At 69.1% G+C, this 17,552-nt stretch carries 14 protein-coding genes; all 14 read right to left on the bottom strand.

Translation table 11 applies throughout. The features are described 5' to 3' along the window. Positions 1-52 precede the first annotated feature (52 nt). Positions 53-1,168 carry a glycosyltransferase family 4 protein gene (locus ABZ345_RS23345; protein WP_359852341.1) on the bottom strand — a complete coding sequence of 372 codons (1,116 nt, stop codon included), beginning with the start codon at positions 1,166-1,168 and terminating at the stop codon, positions 53-55. Continuing rightward, on the bottom strand, positions 1,165-2,493 hold the full coding sequence (locus tag ABZ345_RS23340) for an O-antigen ligase family protein (RefSeq protein ID WP_359852338.1): 1,329 nt from the start codon (positions 2,491-2,493) through the stop codon (positions 1,165-1,167). The genes ABZ345_RS23345 and ABZ345_RS23340 overlap by 4 nt, the downstream gene beginning before the upstream one ends. 3 nt (positions 2,494-2,496) lie before the next feature. After that, complete coding sequence (locus ABZ345_RS23335; RefSeq protein ID WP_359852335.1) at positions 2,497-3,522, bottom strand: hypothetical protein; 1,026 nt, start codon at positions 3,520-3,522, stop codon at positions 2,497-2,499. A 65-nt stretch (positions 3,523-3,587) separates the two neighbouring features. Then, complete coding sequence (gene asnB / locus ABZ345_RS23330) at positions 3,588-5,441, bottom strand: asparagine synthase (glutamine-hydrolyzing) (protein ID WP_359852333.1); 1,854 nt, start codon at positions 5,439-5,441, stop codon at positions 3,588-3,590. Beyond that, on the bottom strand, positions 5,441-7,486 hold the full coding sequence (locus ABZ345_RS23325) for a glycosyltransferase (RefSeq protein WP_359852330.1): 2,046 nt from the start codon (positions 7,484-7,486) through the stop codon (positions 5,441-5,443). The genes asnB and ABZ345_RS23325 overlap by 1 nt, the downstream gene beginning before the upstream one ends. A gap of 187 nt (positions 7,487-7,673) precedes the next feature. Further along, entirely contained in the window at positions 7,674-8,780 is a 1,107-nt protein-coding gene (locus ABZ345_RS23320; RefSeq protein WP_359852328.1) for a hypothetical protein, read from the bottom strand. Positions 8,781-9,127: 347 nt separating this feature from the next. Beyond that, positions 9,128-10,594, bottom strand: coding sequence for a lipopolysaccharide biosynthesis protein (locus ABZ345_RS23315; protein ID WP_359852326.1), 1,467 nt, complete (start codon positions 10,592-10,594; stop codon positions 9,128-9,130). Then, positions 10,591-11,706, bottom strand: a complete 1,116-nt coding sequence (locus ABZ345_RS23310; RefSeq protein ID WP_359852323.1) for an acyltransferase — start codon at positions 11,704-11,706, stop codon at positions 10,591-10,593. The genes ABZ345_RS23315 and ABZ345_RS23310 overlap by 4 nt, the downstream gene beginning before the upstream one ends. Then, positions 11,703-12,254 carry an acyltransferase gene (locus ABZ345_RS23305; RefSeq protein WP_359852321.1) on the bottom strand — a complete coding sequence of 184 codons (552 nt, stop codon included), beginning with the start codon at positions 12,252-12,254 and terminating at the stop codon, positions 11,703-11,705. Before ABZ345_RS23305 ends, ABZ345_RS23310 begins: the two co-directional genes overlap by 4 nt. After that, positions 12,247-13,374 carry a DegT/DnrJ/EryC1/StrS family aminotransferase gene (locus tag ABZ345_RS23300; protein ID WP_359852318.1) on the bottom strand — a complete coding sequence of 376 codons (1,128 nt, stop codon included), beginning with the start codon at positions 13,372-13,374 and terminating at the stop codon, positions 12,247-12,249. The genes ABZ345_RS23305 and ABZ345_RS23300 overlap by 8 nt, the downstream gene beginning before the upstream one ends. After that, on the bottom strand, positions 13,371-14,579 hold the full coding sequence (locus ABZ345_RS23295) for a glycosyltransferase family 4 protein (protein WP_359852315.1): 1,209 nt from the start codon (positions 14,577-14,579) through the stop codon (positions 13,371-13,373). The genes ABZ345_RS23300 and ABZ345_RS23295 overlap by 4 nt, the downstream gene beginning before the upstream one ends. Next, positions 14,576-15,226 carry a NeuD/PglB/VioB family sugar acetyltransferase gene (locus tag ABZ345_RS23290; RefSeq protein WP_359852312.1) on the bottom strand — a complete coding sequence of 217 codons (651 nt, stop codon included), beginning with the start codon at positions 15,224-15,226 and terminating at the stop codon, positions 14,576-14,578. Before ABZ345_RS23290 ends, ABZ345_RS23295 begins: the two co-directional genes overlap by 4 nt. Next, positions 15,223-16,341, bottom strand: a complete 1,119-nt coding sequence (locus ABZ345_RS23285; RefSeq protein ID WP_359852309.1) for a DegT/DnrJ/EryC1/StrS family aminotransferase — start codon at positions 16,339-16,341, stop codon at positions 15,223-15,225. Before ABZ345_RS23285 ends, ABZ345_RS23290 begins: the two co-directional genes overlap by 4 nt. Next, entirely contained in the window at positions 16,338-17,531 is a 1,194-nt protein-coding gene (locus ABZ345_RS23280) for a glycosyltransferase (protein WP_359852306.1), read from the bottom strand. The genes ABZ345_RS23285 and ABZ345_RS23280 overlap by 4 nt, the downstream gene beginning before the upstream one ends. Between the last annotated feature and the right edge of the window lie 21 nt (positions 17,532-17,552).

The raw sequence follows: 17,552 nt of genomic DNA, 5'->3' as shown, positions 1-17,552 counted from the left end.
GTGTCAGCGGACCTGCGGAGAAAACGCCGCGTCGCAGCGGAAAGCGCCACTTTCACCCCTGTCCAGCGATCCGCACCACGTCCTCGGCCGCGCGGTCCCACGAGTAGTGCCTAGCTGCCTCTTCACGCGCTTCCCAGGTGTTCTGGTAGATCGAGTCGTCCGCGAGCACCGACGCGATCACCTTCGCCAGGTCCTCGGGATCCTCCGACCGCACGAGCTCCCCCGTGCGTCCCGCCGAGATGATCTCGGGCATCGCGAACGCGTCCCTGCCCACGCACGGCAACCCCCGCGACAACGCCTCGGCGAACGCGATCCCGAAGCCCTCGAACCGCGACGGCAGCACGAAGAGGTCATGTGCGTCGTACAGGTCCGCCAGCTCGGACACCGGCAGCCGTCCGAGGAACGAGACCCCGTCGGGCACCTCACCGGGAAGCGGCCACTCCGTCGGGCCCACGACCGTCAGCGTGATCGACGGGTCCACGTCGTGCCGCAGCACCGACAACGCCCGCACCACCTGGTCGCCGCCCTTGGTGTGGAAGTCCTTGCCCACCATGAGGAGCTTGCGCCGCGACGAGATCCGCCGCGCGAACACCGAGTCGGGCACCGCGCCCGACAGAGCCGAGATGCCGGGGTTCACCACGTGCACGCGGGAAGAACGCAGGCCCGTGACCGACACCAGGTGCTCGGCGAACCAGCGCGACATCGCGAACACCCCGGCCGCCGACGAGTACACCCGCCGCTGACGGTCGGCCGACCACCGCACCGAATCCGGCGACAACGACGGGAAGTGCGTCAGCGAACCCTCGCGCGCCAGCAGTTCCAGCAGCACGTCGTAGCTCAGGTCCTGCAACAGGAAGTACGGCCGGTCCAGCACCGCGAGGTCCTGGATCTGCAGCACGGCGTCAGGCGCCAACGACCGGCACGCCTTGCGCAGCACCGACTCCTCGTAGGAACGAGCCCCGCGCGAGTGCCGCCACATCGACACCCACTGCCCGTTCACACGGCGGGCGTGCGCGGCCTTCAACCCCAGCCGCACCAACGAAGAGTGCGTCACGCCGAGGTCGACGACGTCCGCCCGGGACCGCAAGGCCTCGCGGAGGTTCCACGGCGTGTAGGACCACGTCGGCTCCGGCACCGGATCCCAGCTGCAGGCGAATCCCAGTTTCACAGCGCCACCTTCTGCCGCTCAGGCCCCACCACGGGCTTGGCCGGTTCGTCGAGAGCCCGCCGCGACAACCGCCACAGCGCGCCGATGATGCCGAGCAACAGGAACGTCAACCCGCTGATCATCGGGAAGCCGAGCCCGTCGAACGTCGCGAACGACAGCGCGGCCACCGCGATCGACGCGCACAGCGCCTGACCGAGGTGCCGCATCTCGTCGTCCGTCGCCCGCGCCCTCACCCCGCGCGCGGAGAAGATCCCGACGAGGAACAGCGTGATCAGCGCGACGAGCCCGATGAACCCGGTCTCCACGATCTGGCCGAGGTACTGGTTGTCCAGCGTGATGAACGCCTTCGGCAGGAACGTCCCGAACCCGCGCCCGAGGTACGGCGACTTGTCGATGAACTCGCCGACCACCACGTAGTCGTCGGTGCGGCCCTGGATGCTCGGGTCGTCCTGCCAGCCGGTGAACAGGCCGGTGATCGTGCCGACGAGACCGGGGATCAGCAGGCGCAGCACCACGATCGCGACCGGCGCGACCAGCAGGGCGACCGCGCGGCGCAGACCGGACCACCCGGCGAACAGCACGATGAACGCGACGAACAGGCCCAGCGTCGCCGACCGCGACACCGACATCGGGCTGGCCAGGCCGATCAGCGAGACGAGCCCGAGCCACAGCCAGCGGTGCGTCTTGACGTAGAACGCCTGGTGCAACGCGAGCGGGAACATCATCGCGAGCACCACGCCGTACTCGATGGCGTGCGAGGCGGTGGCGGAGACGCGGCGGAAGTTGGACCGGTCCGTCACCGACCCGATGACATAGTTGATCTTCAATCCGGGGATGTGGTACAGCTCGGCGATGTTGAAGCCGGTCGCGAACTGCAGCAATCCCATCGCGGCGATGATGCCCGTGAGGATCACCAGCGTGCGCAACAGCAACTCGACGCTCTTGCGCGTGCGCAACAGGTCCGTGGCCACGAACGCGATGCCGCACCACGACATCAGCGTGAGGATCGCCCGGTCCGCGCCCGAAAGCTGGTCGGCGGGCAACGGGTTCAGCACGCCCCACGCGTAGGACAGCATGATCGACCCGGCGAACGCCAGCACCACGAGCCTGATCGGCTGCAGCCCGGTCTGCACCCCGTTGCCGGGAAGCATCCGGACCATCAGCCAGAACAGGAGCATGCCCATCCCGACGACACCCGCGGGGGTGCCGCTGGCGCCGAGGGGGCCGATGATCATCTGCGCGGGCAGGCAGAACAGCAGTACCGCGTAGACGGTCAGCAGGCCTCGCGCGTCACCGGGCTCGGGTCGGCGGAGGAAGTCCAGCACCGGTCACTCGCGCCCGGTCTGCGGAGCGGGCGACGAGCCCTCCTCGCTCGGCCACTGCACGTCGCCGTTCTTGCCGACACTCTTCTGGGCCGCACCGTTCTGGGCGGTGGCGGTCTTGGCCACACCGTTCTGGGCGACACCGGTCTTGGCCACACCGGTCTTGGCCACACCGGTCTTGGCCACACCGGTCTGGGCGGCGCCGATCTGGGCAGCACCGTTCTGGGCGGCGGGCACCTGCACCGGCCGGAACCGGTGCGTCTCCTCGGACCCCGTCTTGTGCACCACGGGCGGCGGTGGTCCCGACGTCGGCGGGCGCGCGGGCGTGGCCGGACGAGCCGGCGTGGGGACCGGCGGCTTCGGGTTGTCCACGACCGGCGGCAGGTCCGCGCTGCCGACCAGCGACTCCTCGACGAGCGAGCGCTGCTTGCGGCGCGTCTTCACGCTCTCGATCACGAACGCCGCCAGCACGGTCCCCGCGAGCCCGACCACGAGCATGCCGGCCAAAGCCCGCAGCTGGCTGCCGCGCTGGATCTCCGCGTGGGACGGCAGCGTGATCGGGTTGGTCGTGATGAGGAACTGCGCCGGCGCCTTCAGGTCGACCTGCGACTGCCGCAGGTTGTCCGTCATCGCCTTCTCGACGATCTGCGCGGTGCGCAGCGCCTCCGCCTCGCTCTTGGACGTGGCGGTCACCGACAGCATCGGCGCCTCGCCGGGCACGATGTCGACGAGGTACTCCCCCGTCGCGCCGGCCTGCTTCATCTGCTCGATCGTGGTGAAGTCGTTCATCTTGCGCGCGGTGATCTGCGCGACGATGCCGAGCGAGCCGCCGAACCCGAGGTACGGGTTGGCCTGGCCCGCCTGCGACGAGCCGACCTGAGCGGGCACGAGCAGCACGTCGGATGCCTTGACCTGGTACGTCGGCGGAACGGCGATCATGATCCCGACACCGGCGACCGTCATGAGGCCGAACCCGACCAGCACCGTCACCCATCGCCTGCGCAGCACCTTCAGCGCGCTAACGAAATCCACGTCCGCCCCAGGTTTTTCCCGTGCCCCAGTGAGCACGAGCCTACGCGAACGTTTCGTTCCCTCGCTCATTCCGCCACCTCCGAGGTCCTCGCCTGCTCGCGGTGCCAGACCTCGAGCGAGAGCAGGGTCCACAAGCGCGGTTGTTCGTTGCGGCCGCCCGAGTCGTGCTCGGACAGCAGTTTTCGCACGCCCGCCGGGTCCAGTACACCCCCGACGAACGAGGACGGCCCGGTGAGCAGGTCGTGGGCCATGTCGCGCAGCCCGTCGCGGAACCAGGCGTCCAGCGGCACCTTGAAGCCGGACTTCGGGCGGTCCACGACGTCGGCGGGCAGGTGCTCGCGCGCGACCTCCTTGACGACCCACTTGGTCGTGCCGCGCCGCACCTTCACCGAACTGGGCAGCGTGAAGGCGAGCTCGGCGACCCGGTGGTCGAGGAACGGCGGCCGCAGCTCCAGCGACGCCGCCATCGACATCCGGTCGCCGCGTTCGAGCAGGTTGTCGGCCAGCCACGCGTGCGAGTCGGCGTAGAGCATCCGCCTCAGCGCGTCGCCACGGCCGCGGCTGTAAGCAGGGGTGATGGCGCGGGTCGCCGGGCCGCCGAGCAACGCCCGCGACTCGGCGGTCGTGAACGGGGCGAACCAGCCGCGCATCCGGGCGGCCGCGCTGGGCTCGGCCATCGCCCGCAGCGCCACGCCGAAGCGGGCGGCCTTGGCGGGCAGCGAGTTCTCCAGCCTCGACAACGCCGCGTGCCGCAGCCAGGCCGGAGCGATTCCGGCCCAGCGGGTCGCGCCGGCGAACTTGTACTTGGGGTAGCCGCCGAACAGCTCGTCGCTGCCCTCACCGGACAGCACGACCTTCACCTCGCGGCGGGCCAGCTCGGCGAGCTTGAACACCGCGACGTCGGCCGGTTCGGACAGCGGGGCGTCCCGGTGCAGGCTCAGCCTGCCCCAGTTCTCCCGGAAGTCGTCGGCGGTGACGATGACGCTGTGGTGCTCGCTGCCGACCTCGGCCGCGACCTTCTCGGCCCAGTGCAGCTCGTCCACCCGCGGGTCACCGAAGCCGGCGGAGAACGTGTGCAGCTCGCCGCCACCCCGCGCCTTGGCGACGAGAGCGGTGATCAGGCTGGAGTCGACGCCACCGGACAGGTACGCGCCGACGGGCACGTCCGCGACCAGTGCATCCCGCACCGACCGTTCCAGTGCCTCGGTGACGAGAGCGACCGCTTCTTCGGGCGTGCAGTCGCGCACGAGGCCCTGAGCAGGCAGTTCCCAGTACGGCGTCTCGGTGATCTCGCCGGTCCGCGAGACCGTGAGCCGGTGGCCGGGCAGCACCTTCCGCACGCCGTCGACCAGCGTGTACGGCGCGGGCACCGACCGGTGGGCGAGGTAGTCGTGCAGCGAGGCGTGGTCCACGCCCCGGTCGCCGATCAGCGGGATCAGCGCCTTGATCTCGGACGCGAAGGCGAAGACCTTCGAGTCGGAGTAGTAGTACAGCGGCAGGATGCCCATCCGGTCGCGGACCAGGTGCAGGTCACCGGACTCCGCGTCGTCGATCGCGTAGGCGAACTGGCCGCGCAGCTTCCGCACGCCGTCGACGCCGTCGCGCTCGTACAGCGCGAGCAGCGTCTCGGTGTCACCGCCGGTGCGGAACGGGTAGGTGAGCTCCTCACGCAGTTCGCGGTAGTTGAGGATCTCGCCGTTGAACGCGATGTGCCGCCGCTCGTCCGGCGTGGCCATCGGCTGCGTCGACGCGGCGAGGTCGATGATCGAGAGCCGCGTGTGCGCGAATCCCGTGGAACCGTCGGCCCACACGCCGGCGTCGTCGGGGCCGCGGTGGTGCAGCGTGGCCGCCATGGCCCGCAGCAGCGCCGGGTCCACCGGGTCGCCGTCGAAACGCCGGACTCCGGCGATGCCGCACATCAGGCTTCTCCCTCGGCGAGACGCATCAGGTCACGGGCACGGGCGTCCCAGGAGGCCGACAGCACCGAACGGCGGCGCTGCTCGGGAGTGCCGATGCCGCCGTCCTTCAGCGTCAGCCGGATCTGCTCGATGAAGTCGTCCGCGCCTGCCGCGACCCGGACGCGGTCGGTGTAGTGCTGGACCTCGGGGAAGTCGGTGCTCACGATCGGCAGTCCGAGCGCGAGGTACTCCTTGAGCTTGATCGGGTTCGCGTGCTTGATCCAGTCGTTGTCGAGCCACGGCATGAGCGCGACGTCGAAAGCCGTGCCGTACGCGGGAATCTGCTCGTACGGCCGGAAGTCCAGCCACGTGACGTTCGAGTACTTCTCGTACCGCTCCATCGAGCAGGTGGCGTCACCGATCAGCACCAGGTGCGCCTCGGGGATCTCCTTCGCGACCCGCTCCAGCAGGTCGAAGTCCACGAGGTAGTCGTCGAGGCTGCCGAAGAACCCGATCACCGGGCCCTGGATCGACGCGATGTCCGCCGGGAGCTGGTCGCGGCGGCGGAAGTGGTCCAGATCGACGCCGTGGTCGAGGAAGTGGCCACGGGCGCCGGTCTGGGGCTCGTCCTCCTCCTGCAGCGCGCGGCTGACGTAGAGGACGTGGTCGGAGTGCTCCAGGAGCTCGTCCTCCAGCGCCTTGATCGTCACCTGGTCCGACTCGGGGAACGCCGAGTGGCGGTCAGAACGGTTGTAGACCAGGGAAGCGCGCGGCACCGGCTTGATCACGTCCCACGACGTGGGGATGGTCGCGACGACGACCGGTGCCCGCATGCCCAGCGCGAGGCAGACCGCGCGGACCTGGGCCCGCACCAGCACCGAGTTGAGCTTGCGCAGCCACGGTTTTCCGTAGAACGGCAGCGGAAGTGGTGTCATCACGTGGAATCCCGGTGTGTCCGGGATCGGGCGGCGCACCAGCATCGCGACGCTCTTCAGCTTCCTGAAGATCCGGCGCAGGAACTGGGTGCTGCGGCCGGGCAGCGGCATGCGCAGGCCGATGCTGTTGACCAGCAACACCTTCCGGTGCTTCGCGACCCGGCGCAGCAGCTGGAAGTCGGAGTGCGCCCGGTTGTGGTACCACCAGTCCTGAGCGGAGAAGCACAGGTAAGCAGCGTTGTTCTTGTTCGTGTCCAACGGTTCCGGCCACTCCCGCATGCCGATCAAGCCTCGTAAGGCGGCCCGGTGCCGCGGCCGGTGGATCCTGAGAAGTTCGTTCAACGCCACCGCGAACCACATCAGCACGGACTGCGGCCGGCCGTGACGCTCGCGGTGCAACCGGACCCGGTTCGCCTGCAGCAGCGCCCACAGCCGGGCCGAGGTCTCGGACTCGCCGCCGAGATGGACGGCGACGGCCTCGGGCTCGTAGCGGACCGCGAAACCCTTGTCCCGCGCGCGGAGCATGTACTCCGTCTCCTCGGAGTACAGCAGGTACCGCTCGTCGAGCGTGCCGATCGCGTCGACGCACTCCGCGGTGACGAGCCACGCGGCGCCGGTGACCCAGTCGGCGGTGTCCCCGGGCCGCACCACGATCTCGCCCAGCGCCGGGTACTTCCCCGCTGTCGTGCCGCCCAGCACCGCCTGACCGAGCACGCGCAACGGCGTCGGCTCGCGGCGGACCGAGTGGTGCACGACACCGTTCTCACCAACGAGCTTCGGCGCGACGATCCCGACACCGGGTCGCACCGCGGCTCTCAGCGCCGCGACCGCGCCGGGCTCCAGTCGGATGTCCGCGTTGAGCACCAGCACGTCGCAGCCGGGCGCCGCGGCGATGCCCGCGTTCACCCCCGCCGCGAAACCGTCGTTGCCCAGCCGCCGCACGACTTTCGCGCCCGTGGCCTCAGCCAGTTCCACGGTGTTGTCCGCGGACGCGTTGTCCACGACCACGGCCTGCCAGTCCGGCACCCCGCTCAGCGCGACCGGCAGGGCCTCGAGGCATCCGCCGATGACGCTCGCACTGTTGTAGGTGACGACGACCACGGCCAGAGGTCTTGCGGGAAGTGAATCCACGAGCTGGGTCCTCCGGAGGCGAACTGCGACCGGGAATCCGGCCGCGATGTCTACGACCTCTAGATCGAGGAGGCCTGTCCCGCCGTTACGTTCCGTGGACCTGAGAAACGCCTGAGGACTACTCCGGCAACACAAGGTGTCGCCGAGGTAGCCCTCAGTGTCATTGCGAGTGACGCGCTATTTCACGTCAGCCCTCGATCTTGACCGGTTTGCCGTTCTGGTCCACGTTCCCGCCACCGTCCGTAGCGCCCCCGAGTGCGTTGTGGAACGGGGCGTACTGGAATTGGGTGGTGAGCACGTTGTTCTTGATCACGAACGGCGGCGACGCGGCGGCGAAGATCAGGTGGTTCGAGCGGGTGATGTAGTTCCCGTCGATCGTCCAGTTCTTGCTGACCGCGGTGCCCGCGCCCGGCGTGGCGTCGTTGTAGATGCCGATGCCGTTGTGCGTGTACTGGCCGTCCGAGCGGATGCCGTCGATGTAGTTGTGCTTGATCACACCGTTGGAGCCGTTCGGGTTGATGTTGATGACATCCGTGTGGTCGCCGGCCTTGAACCAGATGTCGTGCAGGAAGTTGTCCTGGATCAGGTACGGGCCCTGGCCCTGGATGATGATCGGGATGTTGAAGCCCGAGATGTTGTTGCGCAGGAACGTGCCGCGGTCGTAGGCGAAGATGCCGTTGCCCGACAGGCCGCCGGTGCGCGGCGAGATCGTGCTGTCCTGCACCGTGACGGTGCCGTTCTCGATCCACATCGCGTGGTTGTCGCCGCCATAGATCCGGCTCTGCTGGACGAGCACCTGGGTGGCGTCCGGCACGTTGATGTGGACCATGCCGTCGACTTCGTAGTTCTCGAAGACGAACGGGTCGCCCGCGTTGCCGGAGCCGCGCGCGCCGTGGTCCTTGAGCCAGCGCACGTCGATGAGCTGGTCGCCCTTGAGCGGACGCAGGGAACCGTTCTTGACGCCGGTGTTCCCGGCGGCGGGCCAGCCCGTCATACCCGGCTGCGCCGGCGGCTTCGGGGTGCCGGGCGGTGCGGGCTTCGGGGTCGTCGTCGTGGGTGCGACGGAGCTGGAGGACGGCGCCTCGCTCGAGGAAGGAGCGGCGCTGCTCGACGTGGCGGACGTCGTGGTGGTGGCCGGCTGTGCGTCGCCCGACTTCGCGCCCGCGGGGGAACAGGCGACGAGGGCGACGGCGAGTGCGGCGAAGGACGCGATGCGGGAGGACCGTTGCCGAAGGGGAGCACGGCGTTCGTTCTGTCTCGCGCTGCCACGTTCTGTGGCGGTGCGGTGGAGCACGGGGGATGCCACCTTTCAGTTCGGGCCGCCGACTTCGATCGTGGATCTCCCGCGGCCGGGACATCACGAGAACGATCTCGTTATCTGGCGGTTACCGTTTTGGGCAGGGGGACGGTAACCCAGGCCAGAAGGCCGTGCATTAGGCCGTTCAGCCTAGTTGGGCCATTTCACCGCTACCAAACCGAAATAGCCATCACCTGAACGGGTTGATCTATTTCAAGAATGACCGCAGGTCAGCACAGAAAATGATCTGGGCCGCCGCGAACGCTCTCTCAGCGAATTCCCCGTCAGTAGTACATCAACAAACATTTGCACGTGCACAGGGTGAGTCGTGCCACGTCGTGGGATCACGAAGGTCCGGAACTCGCCGGTTCGAGGTTCTTCAAGTCCCCCAACGAGTGGCGCATCGGGGCGACAACCGGCAGGTAGAGCAGCAGTCCGCCGATGCCACCGATCAACAGGATGGCGAGGTCGTGATCCAGAACGCGGGTCACGACGAGCGGGACGAGCACGAGCGCGAACACGCCGAGTGCCGGTCTCGTCACCGCCTGAGCGAGGGTGAGCGGGCGCACTCCCAGGCCTCTGAGCGCGAACAGGAAGGCAGGCAGCATCACCCCGACCGCCACGACCATGTGCGCGATGCCGACACCCCTGACGCCGGCGCTGTGGGCACCGAGAGCCAGGGCGGGCACGAGCACGGCGACCCACAGCGCCTGAAGCGCGAGCGTCTGCCGGGCGTTGCCCACGGCGATGAGCACGTCGAAGCACAGTTGCAGGGCGACCCTGGCGAGGCCGAGGACCGCGAGGAACATCAGCGCGGTCGACGCCGCCGACCACTTGTCCCCGTAGAGCACGCGGATCGCCGGTCCGGCCATGAGCGCGAGCAGGCCGCAGATCGGCACGGCCGCCGCCATCAGCAGGCCCATCGACCGCGCGAAGGCGATCCGCAGGGACGCCAGGTCGTGCTGGAGGCGGGCGAACGCGGGCACGCTCACGCGCGCCACCGGGATGGACAGCAGCGTGACCGGCCAGCTCGACAGGTTGAACGCCAGCACGTACAGACCGAGCGTCTCCGGTCCGAGGAGCCTGCCGATGACGATGTTGTCGACCTGGACCATGGCGACGGCCAGGATCGTGGCCCCGGCCAGCGGCAGGCCGTCTTTCAGCAGTTCCCCGGCGACCTTCGGGTCGAACGCCGGCTTGTAGCGGACCGGGGTGAAGAAGAGGTGCAGCAGGCCGTTGATCAGGTTGCCCGCCAGCCGCCCCCACACCAGGCTCCACACGCCGAACCCGGTCAGCGCGAGCACGAGCGTGAGGCCGGTCGTGACGACGAACCCGGTCAGGTCGGCGTAGGTGCGCAGGTCCTGGCGGAAGGATCTGGTGAGCATCGCCGACGGCACCGCCAGCGCGCCGTTGATCAGGATCGCGAACGACAGGACCTGAACCAGACTTGTCGCTTCCGGTGCGCCCAGTGACCGGCTGAACACACCGGCGCCCGTGAAGAAGACCGCGAACAGCGCGCAGCTGGATCCGAAGATGACGGTGACCGCGGTCGGCGCGATCCTCGAGACGTCACCGGGCCAGCGGACGAGGACCTGTTCGAGGCCGAGGTCGTTGAAGTTGATGAGGAACACCAGCGCGACCGTGGCGACGGCGAACAGGCCGTAGTCGTTCGGCGTCAGCACGCGCGCCAGGATGATGCCGGAGATCAGGTTCGCCAGCCGCGAGAGCAGCGTGCTGGCGAAGCTCCAGCGCACCCCCTTCTTGACGAGGGTGCCGAGGTTCTCCTCTTCGACGCCTTTTTCTGGGCTCACTTCTGCCCTCTTATCGAGGTCTTGAGCACTGCCCACGACCGGTTCTCCAGGAACGGCCGCTCGAAGGCGCGGTGGAAGAGGTACGAGCCGCCGAGCACGACCGCGAGGCCGAGCACGAGCAGCAGGCCGAACCGGGCGAACGTGTCGCTGACGAGGTGCTCCACGACGAAGTGGTCGGTGAGCCACAGCAACGGCAGGTGCACCAGGTACACGCTGTAGGAGAAGAGCCCCACGCCGCTGAAGATCTTGTGCGCCAGCAGGTCTTTCAACGGCTCGAAGTGGCCGCCCGCGAGTGCCGCGAGGACGGCCGCCGTGCCCGCGCCGAGCAGCAGGTCGATCCAGAAGTAGGCGTGGTCGACCCAGACCGAGCCCATGGCCACCGCGGTGATCACGAACGCCGCGTAGCACGCCGCACCGGCCCAGCCGATCCAGCGCGGGACCTCACCGGACCTGACGACGTCCGCCGCGGCCACGCCGAACACGAACAGCGCGAGGAACTGCGGGGTGAAGTTGAGCAGGCCGTGGAGCGGGTCGACGTTCTCACCGACGAGCTGGGACGCGATCACGCCGGTCGTGAAGATGGCGACCATCCACACCGGACCGAGCTTGCGGCGGAACCACAGCACCAGCGGGAAGAGGAAGTAGATCTGCCACTCGATGGCGATCGACCAGAACGCGCCGTTGGGCTTCGGGCTGTCGACCACGTCCTGCACGAGGAAGAAGTGCGCGAGGACGCCCTTGAGCGTGATCGCCCTGCCGGTCAGTTCCGGGGTGATCAGGCCGAAGACCAGCACGCTGAGCCCGAGCGCGGCCCAGTACGGCGGCAGGATCCGCCAGGCGCGTCTGCGGATGAACCGGAGCACTCCCCCGAGCTCGTACTCGCGTCTTGCCGGCGCGACCGTGAGCGAGAAGCCGCTGACGACGATGAAGACGGCCACGGCGAGGTGGCCGTAGACGAGCCAGCCGAGCACGAGCGGCCCGGTGTTGACCGGGTAGGTCGGGTAGACGGTGAACCAGATGTGGTGCAGCACCACGTACACGGCGGCCAGCGCGCGCACACCGTCCAAGAAGGACAGACGGGTGCGTGCGGGCGCGCTGACCGTGGCGGTCACCGTGCGACCAGCCCGTCGCCCGCCTTCTGGTACGCCTTGCCGCACTCGCAGCTCAGGTCCTCCGGCAGCCGTTCACCGCACTCGCAGACCCAGCCCCGGACCTTGGCCGGGTTGCCCGCGACGAACGCGTGCGCCGGAACGTCCCTGGTGATCACCGCGCCCGCCGCGGCGAACGCGTGCGCGCCGATCTTGGTGCCGCACACGACGGTGGTGCCGGCGCCGAGCGTGACGCCGTTCTCGACGCGGGTCGGCAGGAGGGCCTCGGGGCCCTTCTTGATGTGCGCGCGGGGCCTGAGGTCGTTGGTGAAGACGACGTTGGGGCCGAGGAACACGTCGTCGCCGACGTTCACGCCGTCGAACAGCAGCACGGCGTTCTTGACCGTGACGCGGTCGCCGAGCACGACGCCGCCTTCGACGAACGCGTGGTCGCAGATGTTGCAGTCCTTGCCGACGACGGCGCCGGGCAGCACGTGGGCCCACGCCCAGATGCGGGTGCCTTCGCCGACTGTGTCGGACTCGTTGAGGCCGAGGGGATGCACGCTAGCCATGAGCCGCCACCGCTTCCTTGAGAACGGCGACGACGCGCTCCTGCTGTTCCCGCGTGATCCCGGGGAACAGCGGCAACGACAGGATCTCGCCCCCCGCCTGCTCGGCCACCGGGTAGCCCTCGGGCCGGCCGTACTTGGCGAACGCGCCGGTGTGGTGCACCGGCGTCGGGTAGTGGATGCCCGCACCCACACCGTTGTCGTTGAGGTGCTTCAACACCATGTCGCGGTTGCGGACGCGCACGACGTACAGGTGCCACACGTGCTCGTTGCCGTCGGCGACACCGGGCAGCCGGACCTCGGACACGTCCGCGAGCAGCTCGGCGTAGAGATCGGCGGCGGCCGCGCGCTCCTTGTTCCACGCGCCGAGCTGCTTGAGCTTGGCGCGCAGCACCACGGCCTGCAGCGTGTCGAGGCGCGAGTTGAAGCCCAGCTCCGGGTGCGAGTACTTCTTGTCGCTGCCGTGGTTCGCGAGCAGCCGCAGCTTGCGCGCGATCTCCTCGTCCTGCGTGACGACGGCACCCGCGTCACCGAACGCGCCCAGGTTCTTGCCGGGGTAGAAGCTCGTGGCCGCCGCGACGCCGAAGCCGCCCATGCCGGTGCCGTTCTGGGTGGCGCCCTGGCACTGCGCGGCGTCCTCGATGACCAGGACGTCGTGCTGCTGGGCGACCGCGCGGATGGCGTTCATCGGCGCGAGCTGACCGAACAGGTGCACGGGCAGGACGGCCCGGCAGCGAGGGGCGATGTGCGCGAACTCGTCGGCGTCCATCAGCAGGTGCGCGGGGTCGACGTCGACCGGCACCGGCACGGCGCCGGCGCGGACGGCGGCCTCGGCCGTGGCGACGAAGGTGTTGGCGGGCAACGCGACGTGATCGCCGTCACGGATGCCCGCGGCGCGCAGAGCCAGCTCGATGGCGTCGGTGCCGTTCGCGACGCCGACGCAGTACGCGGTCCCGGTGAACGCCGCGAACTCCTCCTCGAACGCCGTCACGTCCGGGCCGCCGATGAAGGCGGTCTTCGCCAGAACGCGAGCGAACCCCTCCTCGACCTCGGCGGCGATGCGGTCGCGCTGCAGGCCGAGATCGACCAGCGGGATGTTCACAGGGATTGCCCTCTCGCTCATGACAGCTTCCGTCTGACAGCCCGCAGGCCGTTCTTCACCGGCTCCGGGAGTCCGCGCGCGGCCAGCATCGCCGCCGTCCGCACACCTTCCTTCACGGACGTCGTTCGCGAGACCGATTCCGCTACGGTCCGCTGGTAGAGACGTTCGAGACCCCGCGCCGCCGGGTCGAGCCCGTAGTGCTCCACGACGACCTCACGACCGAACGCACCCAACTCGGCGCGCAACGAAGCGTCGTCGAGCATCGGCCGGATCTGGTCGGCCAGAAGGGTGACGGGTTCGGTGCCGTCGCCGAGGCCGTAGTAGCCGTGCTGGCGGAAGTACCCGACCGTCTCGGGGGTGAACGGCAGCGAGAAGCCCTTCTCCCCCAGCACCACGATCGGCTTCGCGAACGCCAGCGTGCGCAGCGCCGACCCGCCCATGCCGAGCATCACGTCCGCCGCCTCGTACGCGGGGCGCGGATCGACGAGCCCGCCGGTGAGCACGATCACGTCGGCGCCGTGCCGGTCGTTCACCTCGCGAGCGCGCTCCGCGACCTTCGCCGCCGCGGTGCCCTCGCCCACGATCACCAGCCGGACCGGCCGCTCCTTGGCCAGCAGGTCGACGGCCTCGATGCTGCGCAGCAGGCTCTCGAGCTTGAGCCATTCGGTCAGCCGCGACACCGTGACGAGGTTGACCCGCTCGTCGAGCAGCCCGTACTTCTGCTTGAACGGCAGCGGATCCACCACACCGGGTGCGTTGAAGTCCACGTCCACGGGCGGTTCGAGCAGGTCGACCTCGCCGGACCGGATCCGCGCGGCGTCCTCGGCCAGCTGCTTCGTGCCGAACGTGGTGGGCAGGTGCCGCGGCAGGAATCCCGGCACGACCATGCCCATCATCGTGGTGAACAACGGGATTCCGTGCACGAGGTGCTCGACGAAGTACGCGTCGAAGCACTGCGGCCAGTCCCACACGTGGATCAGGTCGGGCTTCTCGGCCTTCACCGCCGCCCGCAACGCCCGCGCCACCGTGAAGGACGGATGCCGGGAAGCGTCGGGGGCCTCGATCAGGCGCAGGCCGCGTTGCTCGGCCAAAGCGACGGCCGGGCCGGGGGCGGCGAAGAGAACCACCTCGTGGCCGTGGGTGTCACGGATCCGGGCCGCGAGCTCGATCGCGTTGGTCTGGGTGCCGCCGAGTTCGAGGCGGTGGGCGAACACGAGAACCTTCACACCGTCACCTCCAGCGGCCGCGCGGGCACACCGACCCAGGTCTCCCCGGCAGGAACATCGTTGAGCACCACCGCTCCCATGCCCACCAACGCACCGGCGCCGATCGTCAGCCCCTCACGAACCAGAGCGCCCTGGCCGATGTAGGCGCTCTCCCCCACGCGCACGGTGCCCGCGAGCGCCGCACGACCAGCGAGTGTCACACCGTCAGCCACGACGTCGTCGTGCGTCAGCAACACGTGCGGCATCGCGACCACGAACCGCCCGACCTGCTGAGGCGCGGTGATCACGGCACAGGCCAGCAAGATCGTGCCCGCACCGAGCTCGGTACCGGCCGCGACCGAAGCCTGCGGGTGCACCAAAGTCGCGTAGCGCGAGTCGTCGAACCCGAGCCGCCGCGAGATCCGCATCCTGCTGTCCTGCCTCGACGAGCTCGCCGTGCAGATCAGCACCTGCGCGTCGGGGTGCGAACGAGCCAGGTCGAGCGGCCCGAGCACCTCGACCCCGTCCACGACGCTGCCGTGCTTGTCCGGCGCGTCGTCGAGCAGCCCCAGCACTTCGAACGTGGGCCGCACCGAGTTCACCGCCGCGATCGCGGCGATGACCTCACGCGCGAGGCCGCCGGCGCCGATCAGCAGCAACGGCGTCACCGCGCATCACACGCGAGCTCCAGCGCGTCGGCCACCTGGTCCTGCTCATCCGCGGTCAGCTCGTGGAACAACGGCAGGATCAGCGTCCGCGAGGTCAGCCGCTCGGTCACCGGCAGCGGCACGTGCGGGTGCCCGGCGTACGCGGGCTCCAGGTGCGACGCCATGATCCCCCGCCGCGCCGAGACACCCTTGGCCGCCAACCGGTTCAGCACCTCGTTGCGCTCCACCGGGCAGTCCTCGGGCAGCTCGACCCAGAACGACTGGTAGTTCGTGGTGCCGTAAGCGGGGTCGGACACCGTGCGCAGGCCAGGAATCCGGGCGAGCAACGAGTGGTACCGAGCCGCCAGCTCACGACGGCGAGCGATGATCGTGTCCAGCCGTCCCAGCTGCACCAGCCCGACAGCGGCCTGGATGTCGGTCATCCGGTAGTTGAACGCCGTCTCCAGGTACTCCTCCAGCACAACGCCACCGCCGGCGTGACGATCGGCCGCGCTGACGCTCATGCCGTGCTCGCGCAACCGCCGCGCGCGCACAGCAACAGCCTCGTCGTCCACGGTGAGCATGCCGCCCTCACCGGTGGTCAGCAGCTTGCGCGGGTGGAACGACCACGCGGCAAGCGAGGCACCGAGACCCACGGGCGAACCGTGATACGTCGACCCGGCAGCACAGGCAGCGTCCTCGACGATCGGAAGTCCCAGGCCCTCGAACGACTTCACGTCAGCGGGCACACCGCCCTGGTGCACCAGCACAACGGCACGCGTCCGAGAAGTCACGACAGCGGCAACTGTCTCCGCGGTCAGGTTCCCGGTCTCGGCCGAGACGTCCGCGAACACCGGCGTGGCACCGCAGTACCGCACGGCATTGGCGGTCGCGATGAACGACAACGACGGCACGACGACCTCGTCGCCAGGACCGATGTCCAGCAGGTGCAACGCGAGGTGCAGAGCCGTGGTGCAGGACGACACCGCGACACCGTGCGCGGCACCGACCCTCGAAGCGAAAGCCTCCTCGAACGCACTGACCCGTGGCCCCTGCGCGACCCATCCGGACCGCACGGCCTCGGCAGCCGCGAGGGCTTCCTCCTCGCCCATCAGCGGTCGCATCACCGGGATCATCGCTCTCCCCCAACAGAGTTCTCGGCGGACACGGAAGCTCCCCTCTCCGAGAGGCCGATGGCCTCCGCGAACGCGTCGCTGCGGCGACGCCAAGAATGTTCGGCAGCGAACTCCTGCCGGGACGCAACCGCCGCAGCAGTGCGTTCAGTACTGGCCGCATGAGCGACGGCCGCGGCGAACTCCCCCGGAGCCGCGATGGTGACCATGTCGGCGGCCTCGGAAGCGAGCCACCGCGAAGCAGGAAGATCCGTCGACACGACAGGACGTCCGGCCGCCAGGTACTCCAGCGTCTTCAACGGGAACGAGGCCCGGTTGAAGGAGGAGTCCAGGTACGGCGTGAGCCCGACGTCGATTTTCCGGTAGTAACCGGGAAGTTCGGTGAACGGCACCTCGTCCACGTGCACCACACGGGGACGGATGACGAGAGCAGACCAGCGTTCCGGCTCCCACGACGGATCACGCGGCCCGACCATGAGCAACGACATCCCCGTGTCGGCGACAGCTTCCAACAGAGAAATGTCGATCCGAGCGGTGATGCGTCCGACGAGACCGGCGACCGGCCCTTCCAACGAAGCCACCGCGTCCGGAACAGGCGCGGAGTCCACAGTGGAGTAGGCGTCCACGTGAACCCCGTTGGGCAGGAACTGGGCGGGTGCGCCGAGGCCGGTCCACCTGCGGACCAGCTCCGGCGTCACCGCGAACACTTGCTGTGCCTGACGAAGAGCCCTGCTCTCCTCGCCGAGCAACCAGCCCGGGTCCAAGCCCATCAGCTCACCGCCGGCGACCCAGTCGTCCGTGCCGTACAGCACGGTCCGGACCGACGGGTCCCACATGCCCAGCACGTCGTCGAACGAGAACGACACGACGGCGTGCGGTGAGCGCTTCAACCGGCGCAACGCCCAGCGGATCTGGGCTCGCACCAACGGCCACGTCGTGGCACGGATGCCGGGGCGGGACAGCCCCGGCAACGCCACAGGGGTGAGGCGAGTGATGCCCTCGGGTGTGACCGAGAGGCGAGGCCGGACTCCTCTGCCGACACCTGGCCGGTACCGGGCGGGTGTCACCGGCGAGATCGGCGGATCCACCCACAGCACATCGGCGTACCTGGTCAGTTGTTCTGCCTGCTGCCGGTCAGCGCCACGGACTCCGTCCCACGGCTTTCCCGACATCATGACCAGCAAAGGAGTCACGACCTACCTCATCCTCCGTTT

This window comes from Lentzea sp. NPDC005914 (genome assembly GCF_040629405.1).
In the GTDB taxonomy this organism is placed as follows: Bacteria; Actinomycetota; Actinomycetes; order Mycobacteriales; family Pseudonocardiaceae; genus Lentzea.
Note: the sequence above shows the minus strand (reverse complement) of the source record. Positions and strands in the feature narration are given on the sequence as shown.